Consider the following 23,270-nt stretch of genomic DNA (forward strand, 5'->3'; position numbering starts at 1 on the left):
GGTTGACAGCAGCGGTCCTGCGCATCGGCACCCGGGCCAGCGCCCTGGCACGCATCCAGGCTCAGTGGGTGGCCCGCCAACTGGAAACCCACCATCCCGGCCTCCGGGTCGAGCTGGTGCCCGTGACGACGCTGGGCGACCGCAACCGGTCGCGGCCCCTGTACGCCCTCAGCAGCCCCGGCGCTTTCGTCAAGGAACTGGAGGAGGCGCTGCTGGAGGGGCGCATCGACCTGGCCGTGCACAGCGCCAAGGACGTCCCCACCCGGCTGCCCGAGGGCCTGGAGCTGGCGGCCTTTCCCCAGCGGGAAGACCCGGCCGACGCCCTGGTGATCCCCCGGCCGGCGACGGGCCGCCTCTCGGTGAGGGGTCCCGGCGGAGAGGAGCCGCCGGGCAGCGAGGCCCGTGACCTGCTGGCGGCCCTGCCGCCGGGCGCTCGCGTGGGCACCAGCAGCCTGCGCCGCCAAGCCTGGCTGCGGGCCCGCCGCCCGGACCTGGAGGTCGAGCCGGCCCGCGGCAACCTGGACACCCGCCTGCGCCGCCTGGACGAAGGCCACTGGGATGCCCTGCTGCTGGCCGCCGCCGGTCTCCGCCGCCTGGGCTTCGCCGCGCGCATCTCCGCGCTGGTGCCGCCCCTGGAACTGCTGCCGGCCCCCGGCCAGGGGGCCCTGGCCGTGGAGATCCGGGCCGGGGATGAGGCGGTGCGCCGCCGGGTCCAGGTGCTCGACCGGCCCGAGGTCAGCCGGGCGGTGCGGGCGGAACGGGCCTTCCTGGCCGAACTGGGAGGCACGTGCCGGGTGCCCCTGGGGGCCTGGGCACGGGTGGAGGGCGGCCGGATCGTCATCGACGGCATGGTGGCGGGTCCCGCGGGAAGCCCCTGGCTCACCGGTCGCGGCGAAGGGCCCCTTTCCGATCCGGAGGGCACGGGGCGCCGCTTGGCGGAACAGCTGCTGGCCAAAGGGGCTGCCGGCGTCCTGGCCCAGGCGGGGGTCATGGTGGAGGCCGCGTCGCGGCCGGCGGCCGGAGCGGGCGGCCCCGGGGGGCCGGCCCCCCGGGAAAGGGGAGCGGGTGGCGGTGACGGTGACGGGGGATGAGGGGCACCGCAGGAAGGATCCGGCCGGCCCCGCCGGGTCCCGGGAGCCGGCCGGGGCCGGGGTGCCCCCGGAGGCGGCCTGGCCGCGGGTGCAGGCCCCTGCGCCGGACCAGGGCCCGGTGCAGGGAAAGGAGGCGGTCCTGCCCTCCGCCATGGCAGGGGGTGGGGACGACGGCGCCCCCGACCTGTGGGCGCCCCCGGGCTGGATCTACATCGTGGACGGGGGACCGGGCGATCCCGGGCTGGTGACGGTACGGGCCAGCCGGATCCTGCAGGCGGCGGAGGTGGTGGTGGCCGATCCCGGCCTGGAGGCGGTGGTCGAGGCGTGGCGGTCCCCCACGGCCGCCCTGTGGGTGGTGCCATCGCCGGCGGCGGCCGTTTCCGCCTCCGTGCCCCTTCCTTTACACCTGCAGGCGGCGGGCCGGCTGCCGCCCCAGCACCTTCCCCAGCGCCTGGCCCGGTGGGCACGCGCCGGGCTGCGGGTGGTCCGGCTGGTTCGGGGCGGTCTCCCGGGCGGGGAGATGGAAGCCCTGGTTGCCGCGGGAGTGGGCCTCATTCCCGTGCCCTGGCCCGGTCGGCTGGCCGCGCCCGGCGGCGGACCTGCCCCCGGGGAGGCCCCGGCACCGGGTGGGCCGGGTGGGGCGGCGGCCGCCGCGGCTCCGCCGTTGCCCGGGCCCGCCGGATCCGGGGCGGCAGGCGCGGTCGCCGGCGCGGGGAGCGGGGAGGTGCCTTCCGGCACCGGGGCGCCAGCCGCGGTGGCCGGCTGGGCGGCCCCGCCGCTGGCCGGATGGCGGGTGGCGGTCACCCGCGCTCCCGAACAGGCCGCGGGCCTGGCCGAGCTCTTGCGGCAGCTGGGGGCCACGGTGGTGGAAATCCCCCTGATCGGCGTCGAGCCCGCCGCCGGCGAGAGGGAGCTCGACCGGGAGCTGGAGTCTGCCTCAGGCAGCTGGTGGGTCCTGACCAGCGGCAACGGCGCCGCCGCTCTGGCCCGCCGGCTGGACGCCCTGGGCCGGGATGCGCGCGCCCTGGCGGGCGCCCGGGTGGCGGTGGTGGGGGAGGCAACCCGCCGCTTCGTGCGGGAGGCTTTGGGGCTCCGGCCCGATCTGATGCCGGCGGAGTTCACCGGCGCCCGGTTGTGGGACGAACTGGCCCGCCGCATCACCCCGGGGCAGAGGGTGGTCTGGCCCCGGGGCGACCGGGCCGCCCTGGCGGCCGCCCGGCCGGTGGAGGCGGCCGGCGGCGACCTGCGGGCTCCGGTGGTCTACCGGACGGTGCTGCGGCATGATCAGGCGGCGGTGCTGGTGGAGCTGCTGGCGAACCGGCAGGTGGACGTGGTGACCCTGGCCAGCCCCTCCGCCGCCGAGGCGCTGGCCGGGGCAGCGGGCCCCGGGGGGCCGGGCCGGTTCTTCCGCGGTGATGGCCAAGGGGATGGGGCGGGCCGGCCCCGGGTGGTGTGCATCGGCCCCCGCACGGCCCAACGGGCGGCCGCCCTGGGGCTGCCGGTGGACGGCGTGCCGCGCCGCTACACGGCGGCAGGACTCGTGGCAGCGCTCCTCGAACTGAAAACGGCTGGCGGAAAGGCTTAGAACGCCCAAGGGGCGGAGTCCCGGCCGGCCAGATCCCGGCTCCCGGCGGGATGCCCGGCCCTGGCCGCTGCGGCGGGGGCTGCACACGGACCGGCCCGGCCGGGGCCGGACGCGGATCCGAGGTGACTTCCATGGCGTTCCCCGTACACCGGCCGCGCCGGCTGCGCGCCACCCCCGTGGTCCGCAGCCTGGTGCGCGAGACGGACCTCACCGCCGACCGGCTGATCTACCCCATGTTTGTGGTTCCCGGCAGGGACGTGGTGGAACCCGTGCTTTCCATGCCGGGGGTCGAGCACCGTTCCGTGGACCGGGCGGTGGAGCGGGCCCGGGAGGTCTATGATTTGGGGATCCGGGCGGTGCTGCTGTTCGGACTCCCCCGGCAGAAGGATGACCGCGGCAGCGAGGCCGCCGACCCGGACGGCGCAGTGCAGCAGGCCGTTGCCGCCCTCAAGGAGGCCTTGCCGGACCTGCTGGTCATCACCGATGTGTGCCTCTGCGCGTACACCAGCCACGGCCACTGCGGCATCCTGACCCCCGACGGCCGCATCGACAACGACGCCACCCTGGAGCAGCTGGCCCAGGTCGCCCTGTCCCACGCCCGGGCGGGCGCCGACTGGGTCGCCCCGTCGGACATGATGGACGGTCGCGTGGGGGCCGTGCGCAGGGTGCTGGACGAGAACGGCTTCCAGGACACGGCCATCCTTTCGTACGCCGTCAAGTATGCGTCCGCCTTCTACGGGCCTTTCCGCGAGGCGGCCCACTCGGCGCCGGCCTTCGGCGACCGGCGGACCCACCAGATGGACCCGGCCAACGTCCGGGAGGCCCTGCGGGAGGTGGCCCTGGACCTGGAGGAGGGGGCCGACCTGGTGATGGTGAAGCCCGCCCTGGCCTACCTGGACGTGATCCGCGCCGTGCGCCAGCAGTTCCCGGTCCCGGTGGTGGCGTACAATGTCAGTGGCGAGTACAGCCTGATCAAGGCGGCGGCGGCCCAGGGCTGGGTCGACGAGCGGGCCGTGGTGCTGGAGACCCTGACGGCCATGCGCCGGGCGGGAGCGGATGCCATCATCACGTATCATGCGCCCGAGGTGGCCCGCTGGCTGGCTTAGCTTCTGGCGGAGGGTGATGGCGGCTGGCCCCGCCGGCCGCGGCGAAGGGGGCCATGCGGGGGCGGGCGGCGCGACCTGGGCCGCAGGTGGCCGGGAAGGCTGCGGGGCGGTGCGGGCGGCCACCGCCTGGCCGGCCTGCACGGCGCGGGGTCCGGGCGCGGACCGTCCCGGTCCCGCCCGGGCAGCGGCGGCAGGGGCGACGGGGTCGGGGATCCACCCGGTCCCGGAGCCCGGAGGCTGGGAGAGGGGTGAACCGGGATGGTGAAGGAACCGGCAGCGGGCGCCCCGGCGGGGGCCGCGGCCCCGGGGCGGGAGCGGCGGCCGCGTTTTGAGACCTTGTCGGGGATCGAGGTCAAGCGCTGCTACGGGCCCGAGGACGTGCCGGGCGCGGCGGCCGCCCGGCGGCTGGGCGTGCCGGGCCAGTGGCCGTACACCCGCGGCATCCACGACACCATGTACCGCGGCCGGCTGTGGACCATGCGCCAGTTTGCCGGCTTCGGCACCGCCGAGCAGACGAACCGGCGGTTCAAGTACCTGCTCAGGGAGGGCCAGACGGGGCTGAGCGTGGCCTTCGACTTCCCCACCCTGCTGGGGTATGACTCCGACCACCCCATGTCCGAGGGCGAGGTGGGCAAGCTGGGGGTGGCCGTGGACACCCTGGCGGACATGGAGGTGCTGTTCGACGGCATCCCCCTGGACCAGGTGTCCACGTCCATGACCATCAACGGGCCGGCGGCGATGATCTTCGCCATGTACCTGGCGGCGGCCGAGAAGCAGGGGGTGCCCTTCGACCGGCTGCGGGGGACCATCCAGAACGACATCCTCAAGGAATACATCGCCCAGAACACCTACATCTTCCCGCCGCGCCCCTCCATGCGCATCATCACCGACATCTTCGCCTTCTGCGCCGACCACGTTCCCCAGTGGAACACGGTCAGCATCTCGGGCTACCACATCCGCGAGGCCGGGTCGACGGCGGTGCAGGAGCTGGCCTTCACCTTGGCCAACGGCTTCGAGTACGTGCGGGCGGGCATCGAGGCCGGGCTGGACGTGGACCGCTTCGCGCCCCGGCTCTCCTTCTTCTTCAACGTGCACAACGACTTCTTCGAGGAGATCGCCAAGCTGCGGGCGGCGCGGCGCATCTGGGCCGTCGAGATGCGGGAGCGCTTCGGGGCCAAGGACCCACGCTCCTGGAAGATGCGGTTCCACTGCCAGACGGCGGGGTGCACGCTGACAGCCCAGCAGCCCGAGATCAACATCGTCCGGGTCACCCTGCAGGCGCTGGCCGCGGTGCTGGGGGGCGCCCAGTCGCTCCACACCAACTCCTTCGACGAGGCCCTGGCCCTGCCGACGGAGAAGGCGGTGCGCATCGCCCTGCGGACCCAGCAGATCATCGCCGAGGAGAGCGGCGTGACCAGCACCGTCGATCCCCTGGGCGGCTCGTACTTCGTGGAGTGGCTGACCGACGAGATGGAGCGGCGGGCCCGGGACTACTTCCGCCGCATCGACGAGCTGGGCGGCGTGATCCCCGCCATCGAGGCCGGGTTCTTCCAGAAGGAGATCGCGGACGCTTCCTACCGCTACCAGCAGCAGGTGGAGTCCGGGGAGATCACCGTGGTGGGGGTCAACAAGTACGTCCTGGAAGATGAAGAGCAGCCCGAGATCCTGCGGGTGCCCGACGAGGTCCAGCAGCGGCAGGTCCAGCGGCTGCGGGACATCCGCCGCACCCGGGACAACCGGCGGGTCAGCCAGGCCCTGCGGGATCTCAAGGCGGCGGCGCGGAGCGGCGAGAACCTGATGCCGCGCCTGCTGGAGTGCGCCCGGGCCTACGCCACCCTGGGCGAGATGTGCGACACCTTGCGAGAGATCTTCGGCGAGTATCGCGAGCGGGCGATCTTTTGAGCGAGGCGGGAGAGGCCATGGAAACCACACCGGTGACGGTGAACGAGGCGCCGGGCGCCCACGGCCCCATCCGCGTGCTGGTGGCCAAGCCCGGCATGGACCGCCACGACCGGGGTGCCAAGGTGATCGCCCGGGCGTACCGGGACGCGGGGATGGAGGTCATCTACACCGGCCTCCACCAGTCGCCGGCGCAGATCGCTCGGGCGGCGGTGGAAGAAGACGTGGATGTGGTGGCGCTGAGCATCCTTTCCGGCGCCCACAACACCCTGATCCCCCGGGTCTGCCAGGCCCTGCGGGACGTGGGGCGGGATGACGTGGTGGTGCTGGTGGGCGGGGTGATCCCCGCCGAGGACGTGCCCCGGCTGCTGGAGGCCGGCGTGGAGCGGGTTTTCGGTCCGGGTTCCAGCACCGAGGAGATCGTGGCCTTCACCCGGGCCGCCGTGGCCCGCCGGCGGGGGGAGGCCATGTGAGCCGGGCGGCACGACCCGATCAGCTGGCCGAGGGGGTGCTGGCGGGGGACCGGCGCGCCCTGGCCCGGGCCATCACCTGGGTCGAGAACCGCCACCCCGGCGCCGACGAGCTGCTGCGGCGCGTTTATCCCCACACGGGCCGGGCCCATGTGGTGGGGCTGACGGGCGCGCCAGGGGTGGGGAAGAGCACCCTGGCCGCCGCCCTGGCGCGGCACCTGCGGGACACCGGCCAGCGGGTGGGGCTGGTGGCGGTCGATCCCTCCAGCCCTTTCACCGGCGGCGCCCTGCTGGGCGACCGCATCCGCTTCAGCCACGGGCCCGTGGATGACGGCGTGTTCTTCCGCAGCCTGGCCTCCCGGGGGCAGGTGGGGGGCCTCTCCCGGGCCACGGGAGACGTCATCCACCTGCTGGATGCCGCCGGCATGGACACGGTGCTGGTGGAGACGGTGGGAGCCGGCCAGTCGGAAGTGGAGATCATGCGCTACGCCCACACGGTGGTGGTGGTGCTGGCCCCCGGCCTGGGGGACGACGTCCAGGCCGCCAAGGCCGGCATCCTGGAGGCGGGCGACATCCTGGTGGTCAACAAGGCGGACCAGCCCGGCGCGTCCCGCACGATGCAGGAGTTGCGCCAGATGCTGGACCTGGGAGCGCCCCGGGATCCCGGGTGGAAACCGCCGGTGCTGGAGGCGGCGGCGACCGCCGGGACGGGTGTGGACGAGCTGGTGCAGACCCTGCGGCGGCACCGGGAGCACCTGGAAAGCACGGCAGCGGGCGCTTTGCGCCATCGCTGGCAGGCGGAAGAAGCGCTGCGGCAGCAGGTGCTGGCCCGGCTGTGGGAGCGCCTCAAGGCCGGCGGCCGCTGGGACGAGCTGGCCCGCGCCGTGGCCGGGCGGCAGCTGAGCCCGGGGGAGGCCGCGGAACGGCTGCTGGCATTCCTTCGCCAGGAACCGGCCCGCCCGGAGCCGGCACCTCCGGGAGCGACACCCGACGCCCTTCGGTTCCACGGCACCTGAGGAGGCAGGGAGATGGGGAGCCCTCCTTTTCTGCTGGATCCGACCTATGAGGAGATCCGCGCCGCGGTACGGGAGTTCGCCCAGCGGGAGCTGGCGCCCCGGGCCGCCGCCTACGACGAGTCCGGCGAGTTTCCGTGGGAAAACGTGCGCCGGCTGGCGGAGCATGGCTATCTCGGCATGATGATCCCCGAGGCCTATGGGGGCGGGGGCATGGACACCCTGGCCCACGCCATCTGCCTGGAGGAGGTGGCGCGGGCCTGTGCGGCGACGGCCGTGGTGATGGACGTCCACAACAGCCTGGTGGGCGAGCTGATCAACCGCTGGGCCGGCGAGGCGATGAAGGCCCGCTGGCTGCCCGTCCTGGCCCGGGCCGAACGGCTGGGAGCCTTCTGCCTGACGGAGCCCGACGCGGGGTCGGACGCCGCCGCCCTCAAGACCACGGCGGTCCGGGACGGGGAGCACTACGTGCTGAACGGGCGCAAGACCTTCATCTCCAACGGCGGCGTGGCGGGCCTGTACGTGGTCTTTGCCGTCACCGACCCGGCGGCCGGCTCCCGGGGCATCAGTGCCTTCCTGGTGGAGAAGGGCACGCCCGGCCTCTCCTTCGGCAAGCCTTTCAAGAAGATGGGCATCCGCGCCTCGGCCACCACCGACGTGATCCTGGAGCAGGTCCGGGTGCCCGCCGAGAACCTGATCGGCCGCGAGGGGCAGGGGTACAAGATCGCCCTGGCCACCCTGGACAACGGCCGGGTGGGCATTGGTGCCCAGGCGGTGGGCATCGCCCAGGCGGCCCTGGACCGGGCGGTGGCCTACGCCGGCCAGCGGCGCCAGTTCGGACGTCCCATCGGCAGCTTCCAGGGCATCCAGTTCAAGCTGGCCGACATGGCGACCCAGGTGGAGGCGGCCCGGCTGCTGGTCTACCGGGCAGCGGTGCTCTACGACCAGAGCGTGCGCACGGGCCGGCGGGCCAGCAAGGAGATCGCCATGGCGAAGCTGTTCGCCTCGGAGGTGGCCATGAAGGTGACCACCGAGGCGGTCCAGATCCACGGCGGCTACGGCTATCTGCAGGACTTCGAGGTCGAGCGCCTGATGCGGGACGCCAAGATCACCCAGATCTACGAGGGGACCTCCGAGGTCCAGCGCATGGTCATCGCCCGGGCCCTCCTGGCGGAAGCGGGCCAGGCGGTGGAAGCCCTGGCATGAGCGCGGCCGGAGAGGGCGGCGCCCGGGTCCGGGGGATCCCTTCCCAGGTGCATCGGGATGCCGCTTCGGGGGCCGGTGCCGCCGGACGCATCCGGCGGGCGGCGGCCGGCCTCTTCCTGGAGCAGGGCTACCACGCCACGGGCCTGCGCCAGGTGGCGGCGGCCGCCGGGGTGGCCGTGGGCACGGTGTACGCCCACTTCCCGGACAAGCCTTCCCTGCTGCGGGCCGTTCTGGAGGAACAGGCCACCCGCCTGGGGCGCCAGCTGGCACGGGTCCACCTGACCCCGGGCCTTCCCGCCGGGGAGCGCTGGGCGGCCTTCCGGCAGGTGCTGGCGGAGGCCCTGCCCTGGCTGGCCTGCGAGGCGGAAGCGGCCGTCGAAACCCGGGCCGCGGGCCGCGCGGCGGGTCGGCAGACGGCCGCCGCCGGGGGCCTGTCGGCCGGCTGGCCGGTGACGGCCCTTCTGGTCCAGGGACTGGCCCGCTTGCTGGACGAGGGCGCCCGGCGCGGCGAGGCGCGGCTGCTGCAGGAAGGCGGGGTGCCCGGGCCCGGAGCCGGCCCGTGCGGATCCGGGAGCGGAGAGCCCGGCAGGCCTGAACCGACCGTCCCGGGCGGCGGCGGACTCCCAGCCGCTCCCTCGCGGGGGGCCGGGGGCCTGCGGCCGGGCCGGCCGGGTACAGGGGGCGGCACCGTCGCCCAGGGTGGGGCTGCCGCCACGGCGACGGCCCGAGCGGTCGTGGCGGCAGCGGTCGGGCTCTGGCAGGCGGGCTGTGCCGGGGACCTGGACTGGCTCTGGTACGGGCTGGGGCGGCCTCCGGCGGGGGAGCCGGCGGCCGCCGCACCTAGAGTCCCCGTGTCATTCCCGTCAGGACCTGGTGAAGGACCCAGTAGTCCGTGGGCGTGAAGGGGCGCCTGCCTTTCCAGGTGATGGTGGCCAGGGACCGGATTTCTTCCTCGGGCACCTCGGGGTGTTCCTGCCAGAAGACCCGCAGCGCCCAGGGAAGCTGATCCAGGGCCCTCGGAGTTCCCTCCGGGGTCGGCGTTCGCTCCGGGACCCTGTGGCCGGCCTGCGGGGGGCCGGGCGCGAACCCGGAGGCTGGCCGCGGCGCACGGGATCCGGTCGCGGGCGGAGCACCGGACGAACCCGGAGCCGGGGAAAGCGGCGCCAGGGTGCGATCCCCGGCCGCCGCCACTTCTGCCCGGGCCGCCCCTTCCCATGGCGGCGGGGGGCCGGCTTCGCCCGGAGGGGGTCCACCAGCCCCGGGCGCCTGCTCACCGGCGCCATCGCCAACGGTGGCGGGTCCTACCAGCTCCGCCAGATCCACCTCAAGGGCGGCGGCGATGCGCAGCACCACGTCGACGGAAGGCTTGCGGGCAGGGTCGTTCTCCAGCTGGGACAGGTAGGCCTTGGACACCCCGGAGCGGCGTGCCAGGTCGCGCAGGCTGATCCCGCGTTGCCGGCGCAGATCCCGGATCCGCTTGCCAACCTCCACGGGGCTCACCTCGGCGGTTGCCAGCCGGCGGGTTCGTTTACCATTATAGCATGAGGCATATCCATCCTTTGGCGGGCCAGCCGCCCGGTGGGAGGGATGGGCGATGATCGAACGGCAGGCCGCCGGCGGCGTGGTGTACCGGCGTGCCGGTGCCCCCGCAGGCGCCGGCGGAGCGCCGGGGCCGGATGCGCCCGGACCGGGTTCGTCCGGTGAAAGGGACCGCCGACCCGAGCCGGCCGTAGAGGTCCTCATGATCCTCGACGCTTACGGTCACTGGGCCTTGCCCAAGGGCGGCATCGAAGCGGGCGAGACACCGGAAGCGGCCGCCTTGCGGGAGATCCGGGAGGAAACGGGAATCGTCGGGGCCCTGGAGACGCGCCTGCCGCCGGTGCGCTATCGCTTCCGCGACGGCGATGAGGAAGTGGACAAGACGGTCCACTACTTTCTCGTGAGGGCGCTGAACCACGGCATCCGGGTGCAGCGGGAGGAACTGCGGGACGCCCAGTGGCTGCCGCTGGACGAGGCCATCCGCCGCTGCACCTACGAAAACCTGGTGCCCACCCTGGAGGCGGCGCGCCGGGAGCTGAGCGCGCGCCCGTCGGAACCGGAGGCGCCGGCCCGGGTGAAGGCGCCCGGCCCGGCGGATGCCCCTGCAGGCGCGGCTGCGGCCGGGGCTCCGCCGGAGGCCGCGGCCCTCTCCCCCGAGGAAGGCACCCAGGGGGACCGCCAGGCAGGATCCGGCGCGCCGGCGGATGCCGAGACGGCGGGGGCGGGCGCCGGAGGAGGCTCCGCGGAAGGACCTGCCGCACCGGAAGGCTTGCCTGCGGCCAGGACCGGCACCGGACCGGCCGCCGCGGGCGGCGGCGAGAGCGAGCAGGTGGGAGCGGGCGGTGCCGCCCTTCCGGGCAGCGGGCTCCAGGGATAGACGGCGGGCTGCACGGTGGCGCTGGGCGGCCTGTTCCGGGCGTTCTTTTGTGGGCGCTGGCGCAAGGCGGCCGCAGGGGAACGGCCGGGGGGACCGGGCGGGTCCACCAGGCCGGGCGCCTGAAGGCCAGGAGGCCGGACCCCGACGGGGTCCGGCCTCCTGGCCTCGTGTCCGGCCGTGTCGAGCGGTCGGGCCGGCCGGATTTGAACCGGCGACCTCCACGTCCCGAACGTGGCGCGCTAACCAAGCTGCGCTACGGCCCGCGGTTCCAAAAAACACAAGGCGGCGTGCAACCGCAACTGGCATTATAGAGGCGGCGCCGCACCGTGTCAACGAAGACCGGTGCGCGAAACACCAGCCCTGGCGAGGAAGGATGGCATTCATGATCCCGACCGCTGAACCCCACGCCGGGCCGTCCGGCGGGCTGTTGCCCTTCGTCATCGGCACGGCCGGCCACGTGGACCACGGCAAGACCACCCTGGTCCGCGCCCTCACCGGGGTGGACACCGACCGCCTCCAGGAGGAGAAGCGGCGCGGCATTTCCATCGATCTGGGCTTCGCGCCCTTCCGGTTGCCCGGCGGCCGGCCTGCGGCCATCGTCGACGTGCCCGGCCATGAGCGCTTCATCCACAACATGGTGGCCGGCGTGCACGGCATGGACCTGGTGCTGCTGGTGGTGGCCGCCGACGAGGGGGTCATGCCCCAGACCGTCGAGCACCTGGACATCCTCGAACTCCTGGGCGTGCGCCACGGGCTCATCGCCATGACGAAGGTTGACACCGTGGACGACCCTGCCTGGCTCGACCTGGTGGAGGAGGACATCCGGGCGGCCCTGCGGGGGACGTTCCTGGAGGGGGCACCGCTGGTGCGGGTCGCGCCGCCGGCCGGCACCGGCCTGGACCGGCTCCTGGCGGTGCTGGAGGAGGCGGCGGCCCGCGTTCCCGTCCGGGATGCCGGCGGCTTGCCGCGCCTTCCCATCGACCGGGTCTTCACCGTGACCGGCTTCGGGACGGTGGTCACGGGCACGCTGGTCTCCGGCACCTTGGAGGCCGGCCAGCGGGTGGTCATCGAACCGGGCGGCCGGGAGGCGCGCATCCGCCAGCTGCAGGTGCACGGCCGGACGGTGGAACGGGCCGTGGCCGGGCAGCGGGTGGCCGTCAACCTGGCCGGGGTCGACCACCACCACCTGCAGCGCGGCCAGGTGGTCCTGCAACCCGGTACGCTGGCCGCCACCACATGGCTGGCGGGGCGCGCCCGGTGGCTGCCCCGGGCACCCTGGCCCCTGCGCCACCAGGAACGGGTACGGGTCCACGCCGGTGCAGCCGAGGTCCTGGGCCGCGTGCGCCTGCTGGAGCCCGCCCGTCCGTGGGCGCCGGGCGAGGAAGGCTGGGTGGCGATCCGGCTGGAGGCGCCCCTGGTGGTGGCCCCCGGCGACCGCTTCCTCCTGCGCACCTACTCTCCCCCGCACACCGCGGGCGGCGGCATCGTGGCCGACACCGGCCGGCCCTGGACCCGGCGCCAGCGCCCGGCCCGCTGGCTCGAGGCCTTTCTTGCGGACGAACCGGCCCGCGCCCTGGCCGCCCGGCTGGCCTGGGCCGGGCGCCCCGTGACGGTGGCGGGCCTGGCCCGCGAAACCGGCCAGCCGGTACCCCGGGTGGAAGCCTGGCTGCAGGCCGCCCGGCGGGCCGGCGACGCGCGCTCCCTGGGGCAGGGGGTCTGGATCGACCCGGCCGCCCTGGACCGCCTGGCGGGCCGGCTGGCGGAGGTGCTGCATGCCTATCACCAGGAGCATCCCCTGGACCGGGGCATGCGGCGGGATGCCCTGCTCCACGCCCTGCAGGCCGGAGGCGATCCCGCTGCCGGCCAGGCGCTGCTGGAACACTGGCTGGCGGAGGGCCGCCTGGCCCTCGACGAGGACCGGTTCCACCGGCCCGGCTGGCGACCCGGTGGCGACCCCGGCGTAGAAGCCCGGCTGGAGCGCCTGGAGGCCGTGTACCGCGAGGCGCACCTGGCGCCGCCTGACCGGCCGGAGGCCGCGGCGGCCGCCGCGGGGCTTCCGGAGCAAGAGGTGGCGGCCCTGCTGGCCCTGCTGGAGCACCGCGGCCGGCTGGTGCGCGTGGCGCCCGGACTCTGGCTCACGCCCGCGGCCCTTGCCGATGCCCGGAACCGCCTGGCGGATCTGCAGCAGCGGGTGGGCCCGTTCACCGTGGCGGAGGCGCGGGATGCCCTGGGCGTGACCCGCAAGTGGGCATTGCCGCTGCTGGAGTACTTCGACCGGCGGCGCTGGACCCGGAGGGACGGCGACCTCCGCCAGCTGCTGGTCGGGCCCGCCGACGAGGACGGAGGCGGCCCGGTCCCGGCGCGGGTGCCGCCAGGGACGGGAGGCCAGCGGGATCCCTCCCCAAATCGGGGCCTGAACAGGTAGGAAGTGTCACTGCCGACACCGAATCCCATGGCGGTCAGCACCAAGAGACATTGGGGAGGACGGTCCGTTGGGTCGAGCGGGGGATTCGCCAGATGGCGTGAAGTCGTACGGTTTCTTTGAGATGCTCCAGCGGTTCCACGCCTACCGCCGCTACTGGCTGGCCATGGCCGTGTCCTGGGCGGGCGACCGGTTCAGCGCCGTGGCCCTGGCCACGCTGGTGCTGGACCGCTTTCCGCACCAGCCCATGGCCATCGGCATCGTGCTGATGATGCAGCACTTGCCCCAGGCGGTCTTCGGCTTGCTGGCGGGCGCCCTGGCCGACCGCTGGCCGCGCCGGCGGGTCATGGTGGCCAGCGACCTGGTGCGCGCCGCCGTGGTGCTCCTGGTGCCCTTTGCAGACCAGCTGTGGCAGGTGTATCTGGCCGCCCTGGCCCTGGGCACGGCCAGCACCTTCTTCTTCCCGGCCTGGCGCAGCACGTTGCCCGCGGTGGTCAGCCGCGACGCGCTCTTGGAGGCCAACGCCTACCATTCGGCGACCCGCTCCTTCGTGGACATCCTGGCGCCGGTGGGCGCCACGGCTCTGATTGCGGCGGGGCGCGCCCTTCATCCCGTGCTGTACATGGCGCCGGCCTTCTGGCTGGACAGCCTGTCGTACCTCATCTCGGCGTGGCAGCTGGCCGGCCTGGCCCTGGATGAGAGGGCCCGAGCCGGGCGGGCTCCGGCCCGGGGGGCGGCCGGCGTCTGGCAGGACGTGGTGGCGGGACTGCGCTACCACCGCCAGAACCGGACGGTGTGGGCCCTGCTGCTGCTGATGGGCAGCTTCGCCTGGGGCGCCAACGGTGCCAACGCCCTGATGCAGAAAGCCGTGCCGGCCCTGCTCCAGGTGCCTCCCGAGCGCTGGGGGGTGCTGCTGGCCGCCATGGGTGCCGGCATGATCGCCGGGAATGCCGTGGTGGCCCGGCGCGGCAAGGTCTGGCCGCGCCGCGTCATCATCGGCACGGGCTACCTGGGGGCCTGGCTGGCCCTGGTGATCCTGGCGGGGACCCGGGATTTCGAGGTCGCCATGGTGGCCTACGTCCTGATGGGCGTGAGCAACGCCGCCTTCCTGGCCCCCCAGGTGGCCTGGGTGCAGGAGGCCACCGACCCGGCCTACCTGGGGCGGGTCGAGGCCACGCGCAACGCCCTGATCTACGTGGGCATGACGGCCAGCCCGCTGCTGGCGGGCTGGCTGGAGCAGGCCCTGGGCTCCCTGCCGGGCGCCATGTGGGGGATCTCGGTGCTCTTCCTGGTACCGGCGGTCCTCTCCTTCGTGCACCCCGCCCTGCGGCAGCCGCCCGCGCCGGTGCCGGCCCGTGCGGCCAGCGGGGCTTGACGGGCTGCGCCCGGCCCAAGGCGCCCTGCTCTAGACCCGGCCGCCGTGCTGCCGCACGATGGCGGCCGCCTGGTCCCGGCTTTGTCCGGGCTCCAGGGGTACGGTGAGCAGGTAGGGCACGTCCCCCACCAGCTCATCGTCCGACCAGCCGCTGACCGTAGGGGACATGGCGGCCAGGGCCCGCCGGTCCCGGTCCATGGCGCCCGTCAGGGTGTCCGGTACGGGCTGGTCCCACTGGTTTCCCCGTTCTTCCCGGACCGGCTGCAGCCGGTCGATCTGCACGTGCCGGTAGCCGGCGGCCTTCAGCGCCTCGGCCGCGCGCTGGGCGCCATCCGGGTCGCGGAAGCTTGCCAGGACGGCCGGTTGCTGGAAGTGGGGCTCCCGGCGCAGGGCGCCGGGCTTCGGGATGGGGGCCTCGCCGGCCGGGCCCTGCTGCGCGGGGCTTTCAGGCCGATCGGGTGACTTCATGGTTCCATCCTCCTGGTGGCAGCTTCTCCGCCGGGACGGCGCCGGGCTCCGGGCCGGCGCGCGCCGCCTGGAAGGAGGGCGCCGGCCGGCGGGGCGAGGGCCTGCCGGGGGCGTGGACCCCGGGAGGCCTCCGCTGGTCACAAGGTTCCCTGGGGACCCCCTGGGAAACCACGGCTTCAAGGGGCCGGGGTGCGGTGTTATAATCGGCTTCGGATCTTGCGGCCCCTGGTTTTTCCGCCGGCCGTCGCCGGCCGCGGTGGCGCCGGCCGCCGTGCGGCAGCTCGCGGGGGACGGCCGCCGGCACCGGCCGCCGCCTTCCGCAGCGGCCGCCCGTGGAGCGCCGCGAGGGTCCCACCCTGGGCGCGCCGGGTTCCCGGGGCGGGCGCCCCGCCTGGGGCCCCGGCCCGAACCCAGGCCCGGCCCGAAGGCGGACCGGTCCGGCCGCAGGCGGCCCGGGGGTGGCGTCCAGCCGGACCCGGGCCCCGGCGAGACGGGGCGGGGCGCATGGGGGACGCGGCCACCGGAGACCCCGGCCGGGGCCGCTTTTTTGTGCCGGCGGGTATGGCTGCGAGCCGGGGCCGCCTTGGGGCGGCTTCGGGTCCAAGTCGTTGCAGGGAGGGGGCGGCCGCATGCGAGCGCGCCGCAGGTGGCGGGCGGTACTGGCCCTGGTCGCCAGCCTGGCGGTCCTGGGCGGTATCGCCGCGTGGACGCTGCTGGACTTCAAGCTGCAGAACCGCATCAACCGCGGCCTGGATCTGGCCGGCGGGGTGCGGGTCGTGCTGCAGGGCGTGGACAAGCCCGGCAACCCCGTGACCCGCGAGAAGATCGACGACGCGGTGGAGATCATCCGCAACCGGGTGGACGCCCTGGGGGTGGCCGAACCGGTGATCCAGCGCCAGGGCGAGGACCGCATCGTGGTGGAGCTGGCCGGCGTGGACGATCCCCAGAAGGCCATCGAGACCATCGGGCGCACGGCGCGCCTGGAATTCCTCGGTCCCGACGGCAGCGTGGTGGTGACCGGCGACCAGCTGGTGGCCGGGGGCATCCAGGTGGCGGCCGACCAGGCCGGCCGCCCCGTGGTGCAACTGCAGTTCAACGCCGAGGGCACGGAGAAGTTCGCCGAGGCGACCCGCAAGTTCTACCGCCAACCCATCTTCATCGTGCTGGACGAGCAGGTGATCTCCTCGCCCACGGTGGAGGCCGTGATCACCAACGGCCGGGCGGAGATCACCGGCATCCCCACCTTCGAGGAGGCCCAGCGCCTGGCCGTGGCCCTGCGCTACGGCGCCCTGCCCGTCGACCTGCAGGTGGTGGAGAACCGCACCGTGTCGGCCACCCTGGGCAGCGATTCCCTCCAGCGCAGCGTCGAGGCGATGATCGTCGGCGCGGCTGCGGTGGCAGCCTTCATGCTGGTGATCTACCGGATCCCCGGCTTCTGGGCGGTGGTGGCGCTGGCCGTCTACATGCTGATCACCGCCGGCGCCCTCTACGGGCTCAACGCCACCCTGACCCTGCCCGGCATCGCCGGGTTCGTCATGTCGCTGGGCATGGCCGTGGACGCCAACGTGCTGATCTACGAGCGCATCAAGGACGAGCTCAGGGCCGGCAAGACCATCCGGGCGGCCCTGGAAGCCGGTTTCCGCAACGCCTTCTCGGCCATCCTGGACTCCAACCTGACCACCCTGATCGCCGCCGCCGTCCTCTACGGCCTGGGCACCGGACCGGTGCGCGGCTTTGCCGTCACCCTGGCCGTCGGCGTGGTGGCCAGCATGTTCACCGCCATCACCCTGACCCGGTTCTTCCTGCGGAACCTGGTGGACTCGGAGCTCTTCCGGCAGCCCGCCCGGCTGTTCGGCGTGAGGGGTGAGGCGCGGTGAAGGGCTTCTCCTTCGTGCGCACCCGGGGCGTGGCCTTTGCCCTGAGCCTGCTCTTGCTGGCCGCCGGCATGATCGCCTGGGCGGTGCGCGGGCTGAACTACAACGTGGAGTTCACCGGCGGCGCGGCCTGGACCCTGCGCTTCGAGCGGCCGGTGGAAGCGGGCCCGGTGCGGTCGGTGCTGGAGGAACAGGGCCTGGACGACGCCATCGTCCAGCTGGCCGAGGGCGGCAAGGTCGCCCTGGTCCGCACCCCCCACGTGGACCAGGCCACCCAGCAGAAGGTGCTGGAGGCCCTGGGCAAGCAGGTGGCCCCGGTCCAGCTGGAGCAGTTCGACAGCATCAGCCCGGTGATCGGCCGCGAGATCAAGGAAAAGGGCCTGCTGGCCCTGGGGCTGGCCACCGTCGGGATGATCGTCTACATGACGGTGCGCTTCGAGTTCTGGTTCGCGGTGGCGGCCATCCTGGCCATGCTCCACGACGTGTTCATGGTGGTCGGCCTCTTCGCCCTCCTGCAGTGGCAGGTCGACTCCTCCTTCATCGCTGCGATCCTGACGGTGTTCGGTTACTCGATCAACGACACCGTGGTGGTCTTCGACCGGATCCGCGAGAACCTGCGGCTGCGGCGGAAGGAGCCCCTCGAGGAGCTGGTCGACCGGTCGATCCGGCAGGTGCTGCGCCGCTCGCTCTTGACCGGCACCACCACCCTGATGGCCCTGGCCGCCGTCTTCGCCTTCGGCGGCGAGACGATTCGGGCCTTCGCGGGCGCCATGTTCTTCGGCATCCTGTTCGGCACCTACTCGTCCATCTTCGTGGCGAGCCCCCTCTGGTATGTCCTGCGCCAGCGCGCGGCCCGGCGGCAGGCCCAGGCGCGGGCGGCGGGGTAGGGACCGGCCGGACCGGCCGGACCGGCCGGGGCTGCCAGTGCCGTTCCGGGCCCCTGGCGGCCTACGGCTAGGGGCCTGCCGGCCGGGCGGCCCGGCACCCGGGCCCACCGGCCGCCGGGCCGCGGGGCGGCGTCCGGACAACGGAAAAACGTGGCCACCACCGGGCCTTCCGGTCCGGTGGTTTTTTTCTTGAGGGCGCGGCCAGACTAACCTGCGCCGCCGGCATCCGCCGTTCCGGCCTGGTGGCCCCGCAGGCTGCGTACCGGGGCAACCCGCAGCCGTTGCCGCCCAAGGGGACCCGGACGGCGGGGCCTCCCTGGGACGGGCCGGCGGGCGGGCGGTCCGGCCGGCCCTGGGTGAGCGGTCAACGCCCGGTGGCCGGGCGGGGAGGCAGGCCGCACGTCCGGCTCCGGGCGGGTGTTCGGCGCCCGGTGGCCCGGCGGCGAGGCGGGCGGACCGGGCGGGTTCGTCCGGGCACGAAGGTCCCGGCGAGCCGCCGTTCGGGGATGCCGATCACGGCGGGCGGGGGTGTGGCTGCATGCAGGATTACGCGTCCCTCATCCGGCACGAGGGCAATCGCCAGCTCTTCGAAGCGGTGGAGATGTCCATCATCGCCCAGCTGTGGGGCGAACCCCTCCACCTGCACGCCGAGGGCGTGCGGGGGACGGGCAAGACCACCATCCTGCGCGCGGCCCGGCGGATCCTGCCGCGCATCGAGCGCATCCGCGGCTGTCCTTACAACTGCGATCCTCAGGCCCCCCACTGCCCGCTTCACGCCCACTGGACCCCGGACCGGATCGCCGCCCACGGCACCGAGTGGATCCCCATGCCCTTCCGGGAGATCTCGCCCTCCGCCAAGGTGGGGACGGTGACGGGCAGCCTGGACCTGGGACGGCTCACCGACCCCGCCCGCCCCGAGGCGGCCCTCCTGCCCGGTACCCTGGCCCAGGCCCACCGGGGCATCGTGCTGGTGGACGAGATCAACCGCCTGGCCGACGTGGCGCCCGAACTGGCCGACTGCCTGCTGGACGTGATGGGTACCAAGCCCGGCCGCCTGCAGATCGAGGAGACGGGGCTGCCGCCCGTGGAGATCCCCGTGCGGGTGGCGGTCTGGGCTGCGTCGAACCCCGACGAGGAACCGGGTCCCCTGGAGGAGATCCGCCGCCAGCTGTCCGACCGCTTCGACCTGGTGCTGGACGTGCGGCGGCCGGGAGAGCCGTGGCTGGTCAAGCGCATCCTGCTCCTGGGCGAGGCCCGCACCCGGGCGCTGGCCGAAGCGGCCCGGGCCGGCTGGGCGGGTACCGGGGCGAACCGGCCGGCTGGGCTCCCGGCGCGCGAGGCGCGGCCCGCCGTGCTGCCCGGGCAGGAGGGGCGTGGTGCCCCCGCGCTCCCCGAAGGGGCCGCCGCGGGCGGGGCGCAGGAGGCCGCGGTGCAGGCGGACGGCGGGCCGGGTACCAGGGGGCAGGAGGCGGAATCCACCGCCCGGCTGGAGGGAGAGCGGCCCGCGGCGCCGTCCGGTGCGGGGACCGGCCCGCGCCGGGAGCCGGACGGGGCCTCCGGGGCCGCCGGGATCGCGCCCCCACCCGATCCTGCTGCTCCGCTGGGTACCGGGCTCACCGGCGCGGAACGCGAGGGACGATGGAACGCTCTGGGAACCGGCATGACCGAGGTGCGGCGCGGTCCGGCCGGGGGGGCGTTTGACGCCGGGGAGGCGGCGGCCGCGGCCGTGCAGGAGGCGCCCCCGGCAGCCCGGTCCCTGGCGGCAGGGGAGCGAGGGGAGCGGGAGCCTGCCGGCGCCGGGGCGATGGACGACCCCTGGGACCGGCGCTGGCGGGAAGCAGCCGCCCGGCGGCCGGAGTTTCCCGAGTCCCTGCTGGAGCTTTTGGCGGAGATCTACGTCCAGTTCCGGCTGGAAAGCCTGCGGGCGCTGGAAGCCTGGCGTCACGGGGCCGCCCTTTACGCAGCCCGGGCCGGGCGCCGGCAGGTGCTGCGGGCCGATGTCCTGGAGATCGCGCCCGCCGTGTTGCGTCACCGGGTGGAAGCCGGGGTCCTGAGCGAGATCCTCGAGTACCTGGCCCGCGCCGCGGAGGACGGGGGGGCCCGCCACGACGGCACCGCCGGGCACCACGCCGGCGAGCTGCCGGGCGGCGAGGGTCATCCGGTCCCGGGTGCAGGCCCGGGTCACGCCGGCTTGCCCTGGCAGGCGGTGCCCGGCGGCGGTGCGGTGGCCGGGATGCCCGGCGGAGCCGGGTGGGCGCGGGGCGAAGATCTGGACGAGGCCGGGCTGCCGGCCGCGCAGGGAGGGACCCCGTGGAGGGCGGGCGCTCCAGGGGGCGCCGGAGGCGATACCGGCCCCGGGGGCGTCTGGAGCCGCCTGCGGGAGATGCTCTCCCGGGCCGCCGGCCAGGGGGCCGGCGGCCCGGGGAGCCCGGCGGCGCCGGCCGCGGCGGGCCCTGCCGGCCGGGGCGGCGCCGCCGGGGCCTGGCCCGCCGCGGATTCCGCCGCCCCCGGCGGCGGAATCCGCGGCAGCGCGGCCGGAGCCGGGGGCGCCCCCGGCGCCCCCGGCTCCGGCGCGGGCGCCTCCGCCGGCCTCCTGGCGGCCCACCCCGCCGGCAGCGGGGGCCCCGGCAGCGGCCCGGGCGCCGGGCCCGTCCGGCCCGGCGCCCGGGAGGGCACCACGCCGCCCCACCGGGCCCGGCCGCTGGTGGAGCTGACGCGGGACCGGGCCATCCGGTCCTGGAGCCACCCGTGACGCCCCTGGTGGCCGGCCTGGAGCGGCTGACGGAGCGCCTGGGCCGGCAATCCGACCTGACGGCCCGCCTGATGCAGGCCCTTCCCCGGGGCGCGGCCAGCATCGGCGAGGCGGCCGTGGCCAGCACCTGCGTGCACCTGCTGGTGGCGGGCCGCCCGGGGGTCGTCCAGGTGCTGGAGGACGCCGATGCCGGCCGGGTCTTCTACGGCCGCTCCCACCCCGGCCAGATCCTGCACATCGACATCTTCCACGCCGAGGGGGAGGTGGACCACCGCCTGGTCGCCCGGCAGCTCGGCCGGGCCGCCCGCGTCTTCGCCCGGGACGCCGGTTCCTACCGCGTCGCCGGCCTGCCCGTGGAACAGATCCCCGACTACATCGACCTGCAGACCGGTACCGGCGGCGGGCGGGCGTCGGGGTCGCTGATCTATGGTCGCCGGCTGTCCCTGCGCCTGGCCCACCGCAACCACGTCCACCTGGCCATCGGCCTGCCCCGCGCCCTCTGGGGGTTTGCCGTGTACGCCGTGGCTGCCGTGGAGGAAGCGGTGCTGCAGACCGGCCTGGAGCTGCGCCGGGTCGACGCGGTGGAGCTGGTGTGCGGCCGCGGCGGGGCGCCCCTGGACCTCAGCGACTACGAGACGGCATCCGACTCGTTCCTCCGGGAGGAGCGACGGCCCCGGCCGGGGGCGGGCAGCGGGCCGTGGGGCGGGGCCTGGGGTGAGCCGCGCGGCGGCTCCCCGCCCCGGGGCGCCCAGGGGGCCCCCGGGGCGCCGGGATGGGGTGGTGCCGCCGCGGGCGGCGGGGAAGGGGAGGCCGGTGGGGCCGGTGGGCGCGGCGGCGCGACCGGGGGGAGCCCGGGCGGTGGCGGGCCCGGCGGGTGGGCTCCGCCGGGGGAGGAAGTCATCCTGCGCGGTCCCGCGCCCTGGCCGGGCCGTGCGGGCACCGGTGATCCCTCGGAGCCGGGGGACGGAGGCGCCTCCCGGCACCGGGCGCCCGGCCTGCGGGGCGCCGGTTCCTGGCGGGAAGTCCCCGTCGGTGGCCCGGACGGGGGCTGGGGGAGCAGCGGGCGGCTCCGGGACGGCCGCAGCGGGAGAGGCCGGGAGGGCCCAGGGTCCTGGCGGGTCCTCTGGCGCGCCTGGCGGCGCGGCCCGGCGGAGGAAGGCCGCGCCGGTACAGGTTCCGCCGCCGGCCCGGCGCGGGGCCGGCCCGGCCATCCGGCCTCCACCGGCGGCCTCCCCGAGGGGTTCCTGCCGGCGGTCGGGGAGCCGGGCCCGGGGACCGGGCCGGAGGGGTACCCGGACCCGTGGGGGTCCCAAGCCCCGCTGGTCCGGGGGGTGCCCGGACGGCACCGGATACCGGGAGAGGGCGGCGCTTCCGCCTCCCCGGAGGGGAGTCTCCGGCGGGGCGCCGCCCACCCGCCGGCGGGGGACGGGCCGCGGCCGCAGGAGGGCACCGGCACCGGAGCAGGCCCGGCGCACGGGGAAGGGGCCGCCTCCGGACCCGGCTCGGCGGAGCCCGGCGCCGGGGCGGCGGCCGGTTCGTCCGGTGGGGCAGCGGTCTCCGGCGCGGGGGGCCCAAAGCCCGGAGCCTCTGCGAGCCCCGGCGGGCTGGCCCGCCGCCAGCGCCTTTTGGCGCGATCCCTGAACTGGCTGCGGGAGACGGGGGTCGACCTGGGCGCCGCCCTGCTGGAACGGCTGGGGCCGGGCGCCACCATGCGGGACCTGCAGCTTCCCGGTGCCAGCTACGAGGACCTGCGCCGCTGGCTCAACGACCTGCGCGAGGCGGGGCTGGTGGAACGGGACGGGGAGCGCTACCGCCTGAACCCCCAGGGGTGGGAACTCATGGCCTACCTGCTGGAGGAGCCGGGCACCGTGCGCACCGCCCTCCGGCGCCTGTTGCGGGTGAGGCCGGCCCGGCCCGACCCGCGACCTGGCAACAGCCCGGTCACGGTGTACGACGACGAGCGGGGCCGGCAGGCCAACCGGCGGGTGGTGCGCCCCTGGGAACCGGGTGCCGGGGGCGACGGCTTGGCCGTGGCCGAGTCGGTGATGGCGGCCCTGGCCCGGGGGGGCCTGCCCCTGCGCGTCCAGCCCCAGGACCTGCGGCTGTACCGCCGCCTGCGCCGGCACCCCGTGGACGTCTGCCTGGTGCTGGACGCCAGCGCCAGCATGGCGGGAAACCGTATCCGGGCCGCCAAGGACCTGGCCCAGCAGCTTCTGGTCTCCACCCGCGACCGGGTGGCGGTCATCACCTTCCAGGAGCGGGTGGTGCAGGTCCAGGTCCCCCTCACCCGCAACACCAGCCGGGTCGAACGCGGCCTCAGCCAGATCCAGCCCTACGGCCTGACCCCCCTGGCCCAGGGCCTGGAGGTGGCGCTGCTCTACCTCGCCCAGAGCCGGGCACGCAACCCCCTGCTGGTGCTCGTCACCGACGGCATCCCCACCGTCCCCTACCGGACGGCGAACCCGCTGGAGGACGCGGTGCAGGTGGCCCGGCAGCTGGGCGCGGGGCGATTCGGCCGGGTGGGTTTCACCTGCATCGGCCTTCAGCCCAACGAGCGGTACCTGCGGGAACTGGTGCGGGCGGCCGGTGGGCGCCTCTATGTGGTCGACGAGCTGGAGCGGGAGACGTTGATCTCCATCGTCCACCGGGAAAGGGCCCAGCGGAAGGAACGCGCCCGGCCCTGATCTCTGTCGAACGCGGCCCGGG

General features: G+C 75.1%; 17 protein-coding genes and 1 tRNA gene. 15 read left to right on the plus strand and 3 right to left on the minus strand.

The features are described 5' to 3' along the window. The first annotated feature begins 2 nt into the window (after window positions 1-2). From hemC to ACZ5T9_RS07625, 8 genes are all read left to right on the plus strand, one after another. The gene (gene hemC, locus ACZ5T9_RS07590) at window positions 3-1,091 is read left to right on the plus strand and encodes a hydroxymethylbilane synthase (RefSeq protein ID WP_464832482.1); all 1,089 of its coding nucleotides are present in this window, start codon (window positions 3-5) and stop codon (window positions 1,089-1,091) included. Beyond that, window positions 1,072-2,676 (plus strand): uroporphyrinogen-III synthase, encoded by a 1,605-nt coding sequence (locus ACZ5T9_RS07595; protein WP_464832483.1) that lies wholly within the window; start codon window positions 1,072-1,074, stop codon window positions 2,674-2,676. Before hemC ends, ACZ5T9_RS07595 begins: the two co-directional genes overlap by 20 nt. Before the next feature lie 131 nt (window positions 2,677-2,807). Continuing rightward, window positions 2,808-3,782 carry a porphobilinogen synthase gene (hemB, locus tag ACZ5T9_RS07600; protein WP_464832484.1) on the plus strand — a complete coding sequence of 325 codons (975 nt, stop codon included), beginning with the start codon at window positions 2,808-2,810 and terminating at the stop codon, window positions 3,780-3,782. 258 nt (window positions 3,783-4,040) lie between these two features. Beyond that, window positions 4,041-5,684 (plus strand): acyl-CoA mutase large subunit family protein, encoded by a 1,644-nt coding sequence (locus tag ACZ5T9_RS07605; RefSeq protein WP_464832485.1) that lies wholly within the window; start codon window positions 4,041-4,043, stop codon window positions 5,682-5,684. A 17-nt stretch (window positions 5,685-5,701) separates the two neighbouring features. Continuing rightward, window positions 5,702-6,154 (plus strand): cobalamin B12-binding domain-containing protein, encoded by a 453-nt coding sequence (locus ACZ5T9_RS07610; RefSeq protein ID WP_464834410.1) that lies wholly within the window; start codon window positions 5,702-5,704, stop codon window positions 6,152-6,154. Continuing rightward, window positions 6,151-7,167, plus strand: a complete 1,017-nt coding sequence (meaB, locus tag ACZ5T9_RS07615; RefSeq protein WP_464832486.1) for a methylmalonyl Co-A mutase-associated GTPase MeaB — start codon at window positions 6,151-6,153, stop codon at window positions 7,165-7,167. The genes ACZ5T9_RS07610 and meaB overlap by 4 nt, the downstream gene beginning before the upstream one ends. A gap of 12 nt (window positions 7,168-7,179) precedes the next feature. After that, complete coding sequence (locus ACZ5T9_RS07620; RefSeq protein WP_464832487.1) at window positions 7,180-8,370, plus strand: acyl-CoA dehydrogenase; 1,191 nt, start codon at window positions 7,180-7,182, stop codon at window positions 8,368-8,370. Then, complete coding sequence (locus ACZ5T9_RS07625) at window positions 8,367-9,272, plus strand: TetR/AcrR family transcriptional regulator (protein WP_464832488.1); 906 nt, start codon at window positions 8,367-8,369, stop codon at window positions 9,270-9,272. The genes ACZ5T9_RS07620 and ACZ5T9_RS07625 overlap by 4 nt, the downstream gene beginning before the upstream one ends. Here ACZ5T9_RS07625 and ACZ5T9_RS07630 read toward each other — a convergent pair. After that, window positions 9,211-9,861: a helix-turn-helix domain-containing protein gene (locus tag ACZ5T9_RS07630; protein ID WP_006903896.1), complete on the minus strand. Its 651-nt coding sequence runs from the start codon at window positions 9,859-9,861 to the stop codon at window positions 9,211-9,213. The two genes, ACZ5T9_RS07625 and ACZ5T9_RS07630, sit on opposite strands and share 62 nt — an antisense overlap. A gap of 103 nt (window positions 9,862-9,964) precedes the next feature. Here ACZ5T9_RS07630 and ACZ5T9_RS07635 point away from each other — a divergent pair, with 103 nt between their 5' ends. Next, window positions 9,965-10,786, plus strand: coding sequence for an NUDIX hydrolase (locus ACZ5T9_RS07635; RefSeq protein WP_464832489.1), 822 nt, complete (start codon window positions 9,965-9,967; stop codon window positions 10,784-10,786). A 188-nt stretch (window positions 10,787-10,974) separates the two neighbouring features. Here the strand turns inward: ACZ5T9_RS07635 and ACZ5T9_RS07640 are convergent. After that, window positions 10,975-11,049, minus strand: a tRNA-Pro gene (locus ACZ5T9_RS07640). Window positions 11,050-11,168: 119 nt separating this feature from the next. Between ACZ5T9_RS07640 and selB the strand changes: the two genes are divergently transcribed. Next, a complete protein-coding gene (gene selB, locus ACZ5T9_RS07645) occupies window positions 11,169-13,211 on the plus strand; it encodes a selenocysteine-specific translation elongation factor (protein ID WP_464832491.1) in 2,043 nt (680 codons plus the stop codon). 97 nt (window positions 13,212-13,308) lie between these two features. Then, window positions 13,309-14,583 carry an MFS transporter gene (locus ACZ5T9_RS07650; RefSeq protein WP_242823263.1) on the plus strand — a complete coding sequence of 425 codons (1,275 nt, stop codon included), beginning with the start codon at window positions 13,309-13,311 and terminating at the stop codon, window positions 14,581-14,583. A gap of 30 nt (window positions 14,584-14,613) precedes the next feature. On the opposite strand, the gene ACZ5T9_RS07655 is transcribed toward ACZ5T9_RS07650, so the two are convergent. Further along, window positions 14,614-15,051 (minus strand): hypothetical protein, encoded by a 438-nt coding sequence (locus tag ACZ5T9_RS07655; RefSeq protein ID WP_464832492.1) that lies wholly within the window; start codon window positions 15,049-15,051, stop codon window positions 14,614-14,616. Between the two features lie 629 nt (window positions 15,052-15,680). Here ACZ5T9_RS07655 and secD point away from each other — a divergent pair. From secD to ACZ5T9_RS07675, 4 genes are all read left to right on the plus strand, one after another. Beyond that, window positions 15,681-16,928: a protein translocase subunit SecD gene (gene secD / locus ACZ5T9_RS07660; RefSeq protein ID WP_464832493.1), complete on the plus strand. Its 1,248-nt coding sequence runs from the start codon at window positions 15,681-15,683 to the stop codon at window positions 16,926-16,928. Continuing rightward, window positions 16,925-17,812 (plus strand): protein translocase subunit SecF, encoded by an 888-nt coding sequence (gene secF, locus ACZ5T9_RS07665; protein WP_464832494.1) that lies wholly within the window; start codon window positions 16,925-16,927, stop codon window positions 17,810-17,812. Before secD ends, secF begins: the two co-directional genes overlap by 4 nt. A gap of 538 nt (window positions 17,813-18,350) precedes the next feature. Next, entirely contained in the window at window positions 18,351-20,564 is a 2,214-nt protein-coding gene (locus tag ACZ5T9_RS07670) for an AAA family ATPase (protein WP_464832495.1), read from the plus strand. Continuing rightward, a complete protein-coding gene (locus ACZ5T9_RS07675; protein ID WP_464832496.1) occupies window positions 20,561-23,248 on the plus strand; it encodes a vWA domain-containing protein in 2,688 nt (895 codons plus the stop codon). Before ACZ5T9_RS07670 ends, ACZ5T9_RS07675 begins: the two co-directional genes overlap by 4 nt. The last annotated feature ends 22 nt before the right edge of the window (window positions 23,249-23,270 follow it).

This window comes from Thermaerobacter nagasakiensis, from assembly GCF_055396825.1.

Excerpts from the sequence above, each read along its gene's own strand:
- ACZ5T9_RS07620 (WP_464832487.1), top strand. The coding sequence starts at position 7,180 with ATGGGGAGCCCTCCTTTTCTGCTGGATCCGACCTATGAGGAGATCCGC.
- ACZ5T9_RS07635 (WP_464832489.1), top strand. The coding sequence starts at position 9,965 with ATGATCGAACGGCAGGCCGCCGGCGGCGTGGTGTACCGGCGTGCCGGT.
- secD (WP_464832493.1), top strand. The coding sequence starts at position 15,681 with ATGCGAGCGCGCCGCAGGTGGCGGGCGGTACTGGCCCTGGTCGCCAGC.
- selB (WP_464832491.1), top strand. The coding sequence starts at position 11,169 with ATGATCCCGACCGCTGAACCCCACGCCGGGCCGTCCGGCGGGCTGTTG.
- ACZ5T9_RS07625 (WP_464832488.1), top strand. The coding sequence starts at position 8,367 with ATGAGCGCGGCCGGAGAGGGCGGCGCCCGGGTCCGGGGGATCCCTTCC.
- ACZ5T9_RS07610 (WP_464834410.1), top strand. The coding sequence starts at position 5,702 with ATGGAAACCACACCGGTGACGGTGAACGAGGCGCCGGGCGCCCACGGC.
- ACZ5T9_RS07670 (WP_464832495.1), top strand. The coding sequence starts at position 18,351 with ATGCAGGATTACGCGTCCCTCATCCGGCACGAGGGCAATCGCCAGCTC.
- ACZ5T9_RS07605 (WP_464832485.1), top strand. The coding sequence starts at position 4,041 with ATGGTGAAGGAACCGGCAGCGGGCGCCCCGGCGGGGGCCGCGGCCCCG.
- hemB (WP_464832484.1), top strand. The coding sequence starts at position 2,808 with ATGGCGTTCCCCGTACACCGGCCGCGCCGGCTGCGCGCCACCCCCGTG.
- ACZ5T9_RS07655 (WP_464832492.1), bottom strand. The coding sequence starts at position 15,051 with ATGAAGTCACCCGATCGGCCTGAAAGCCCCGCGCAGCAGGGCCCGGCC.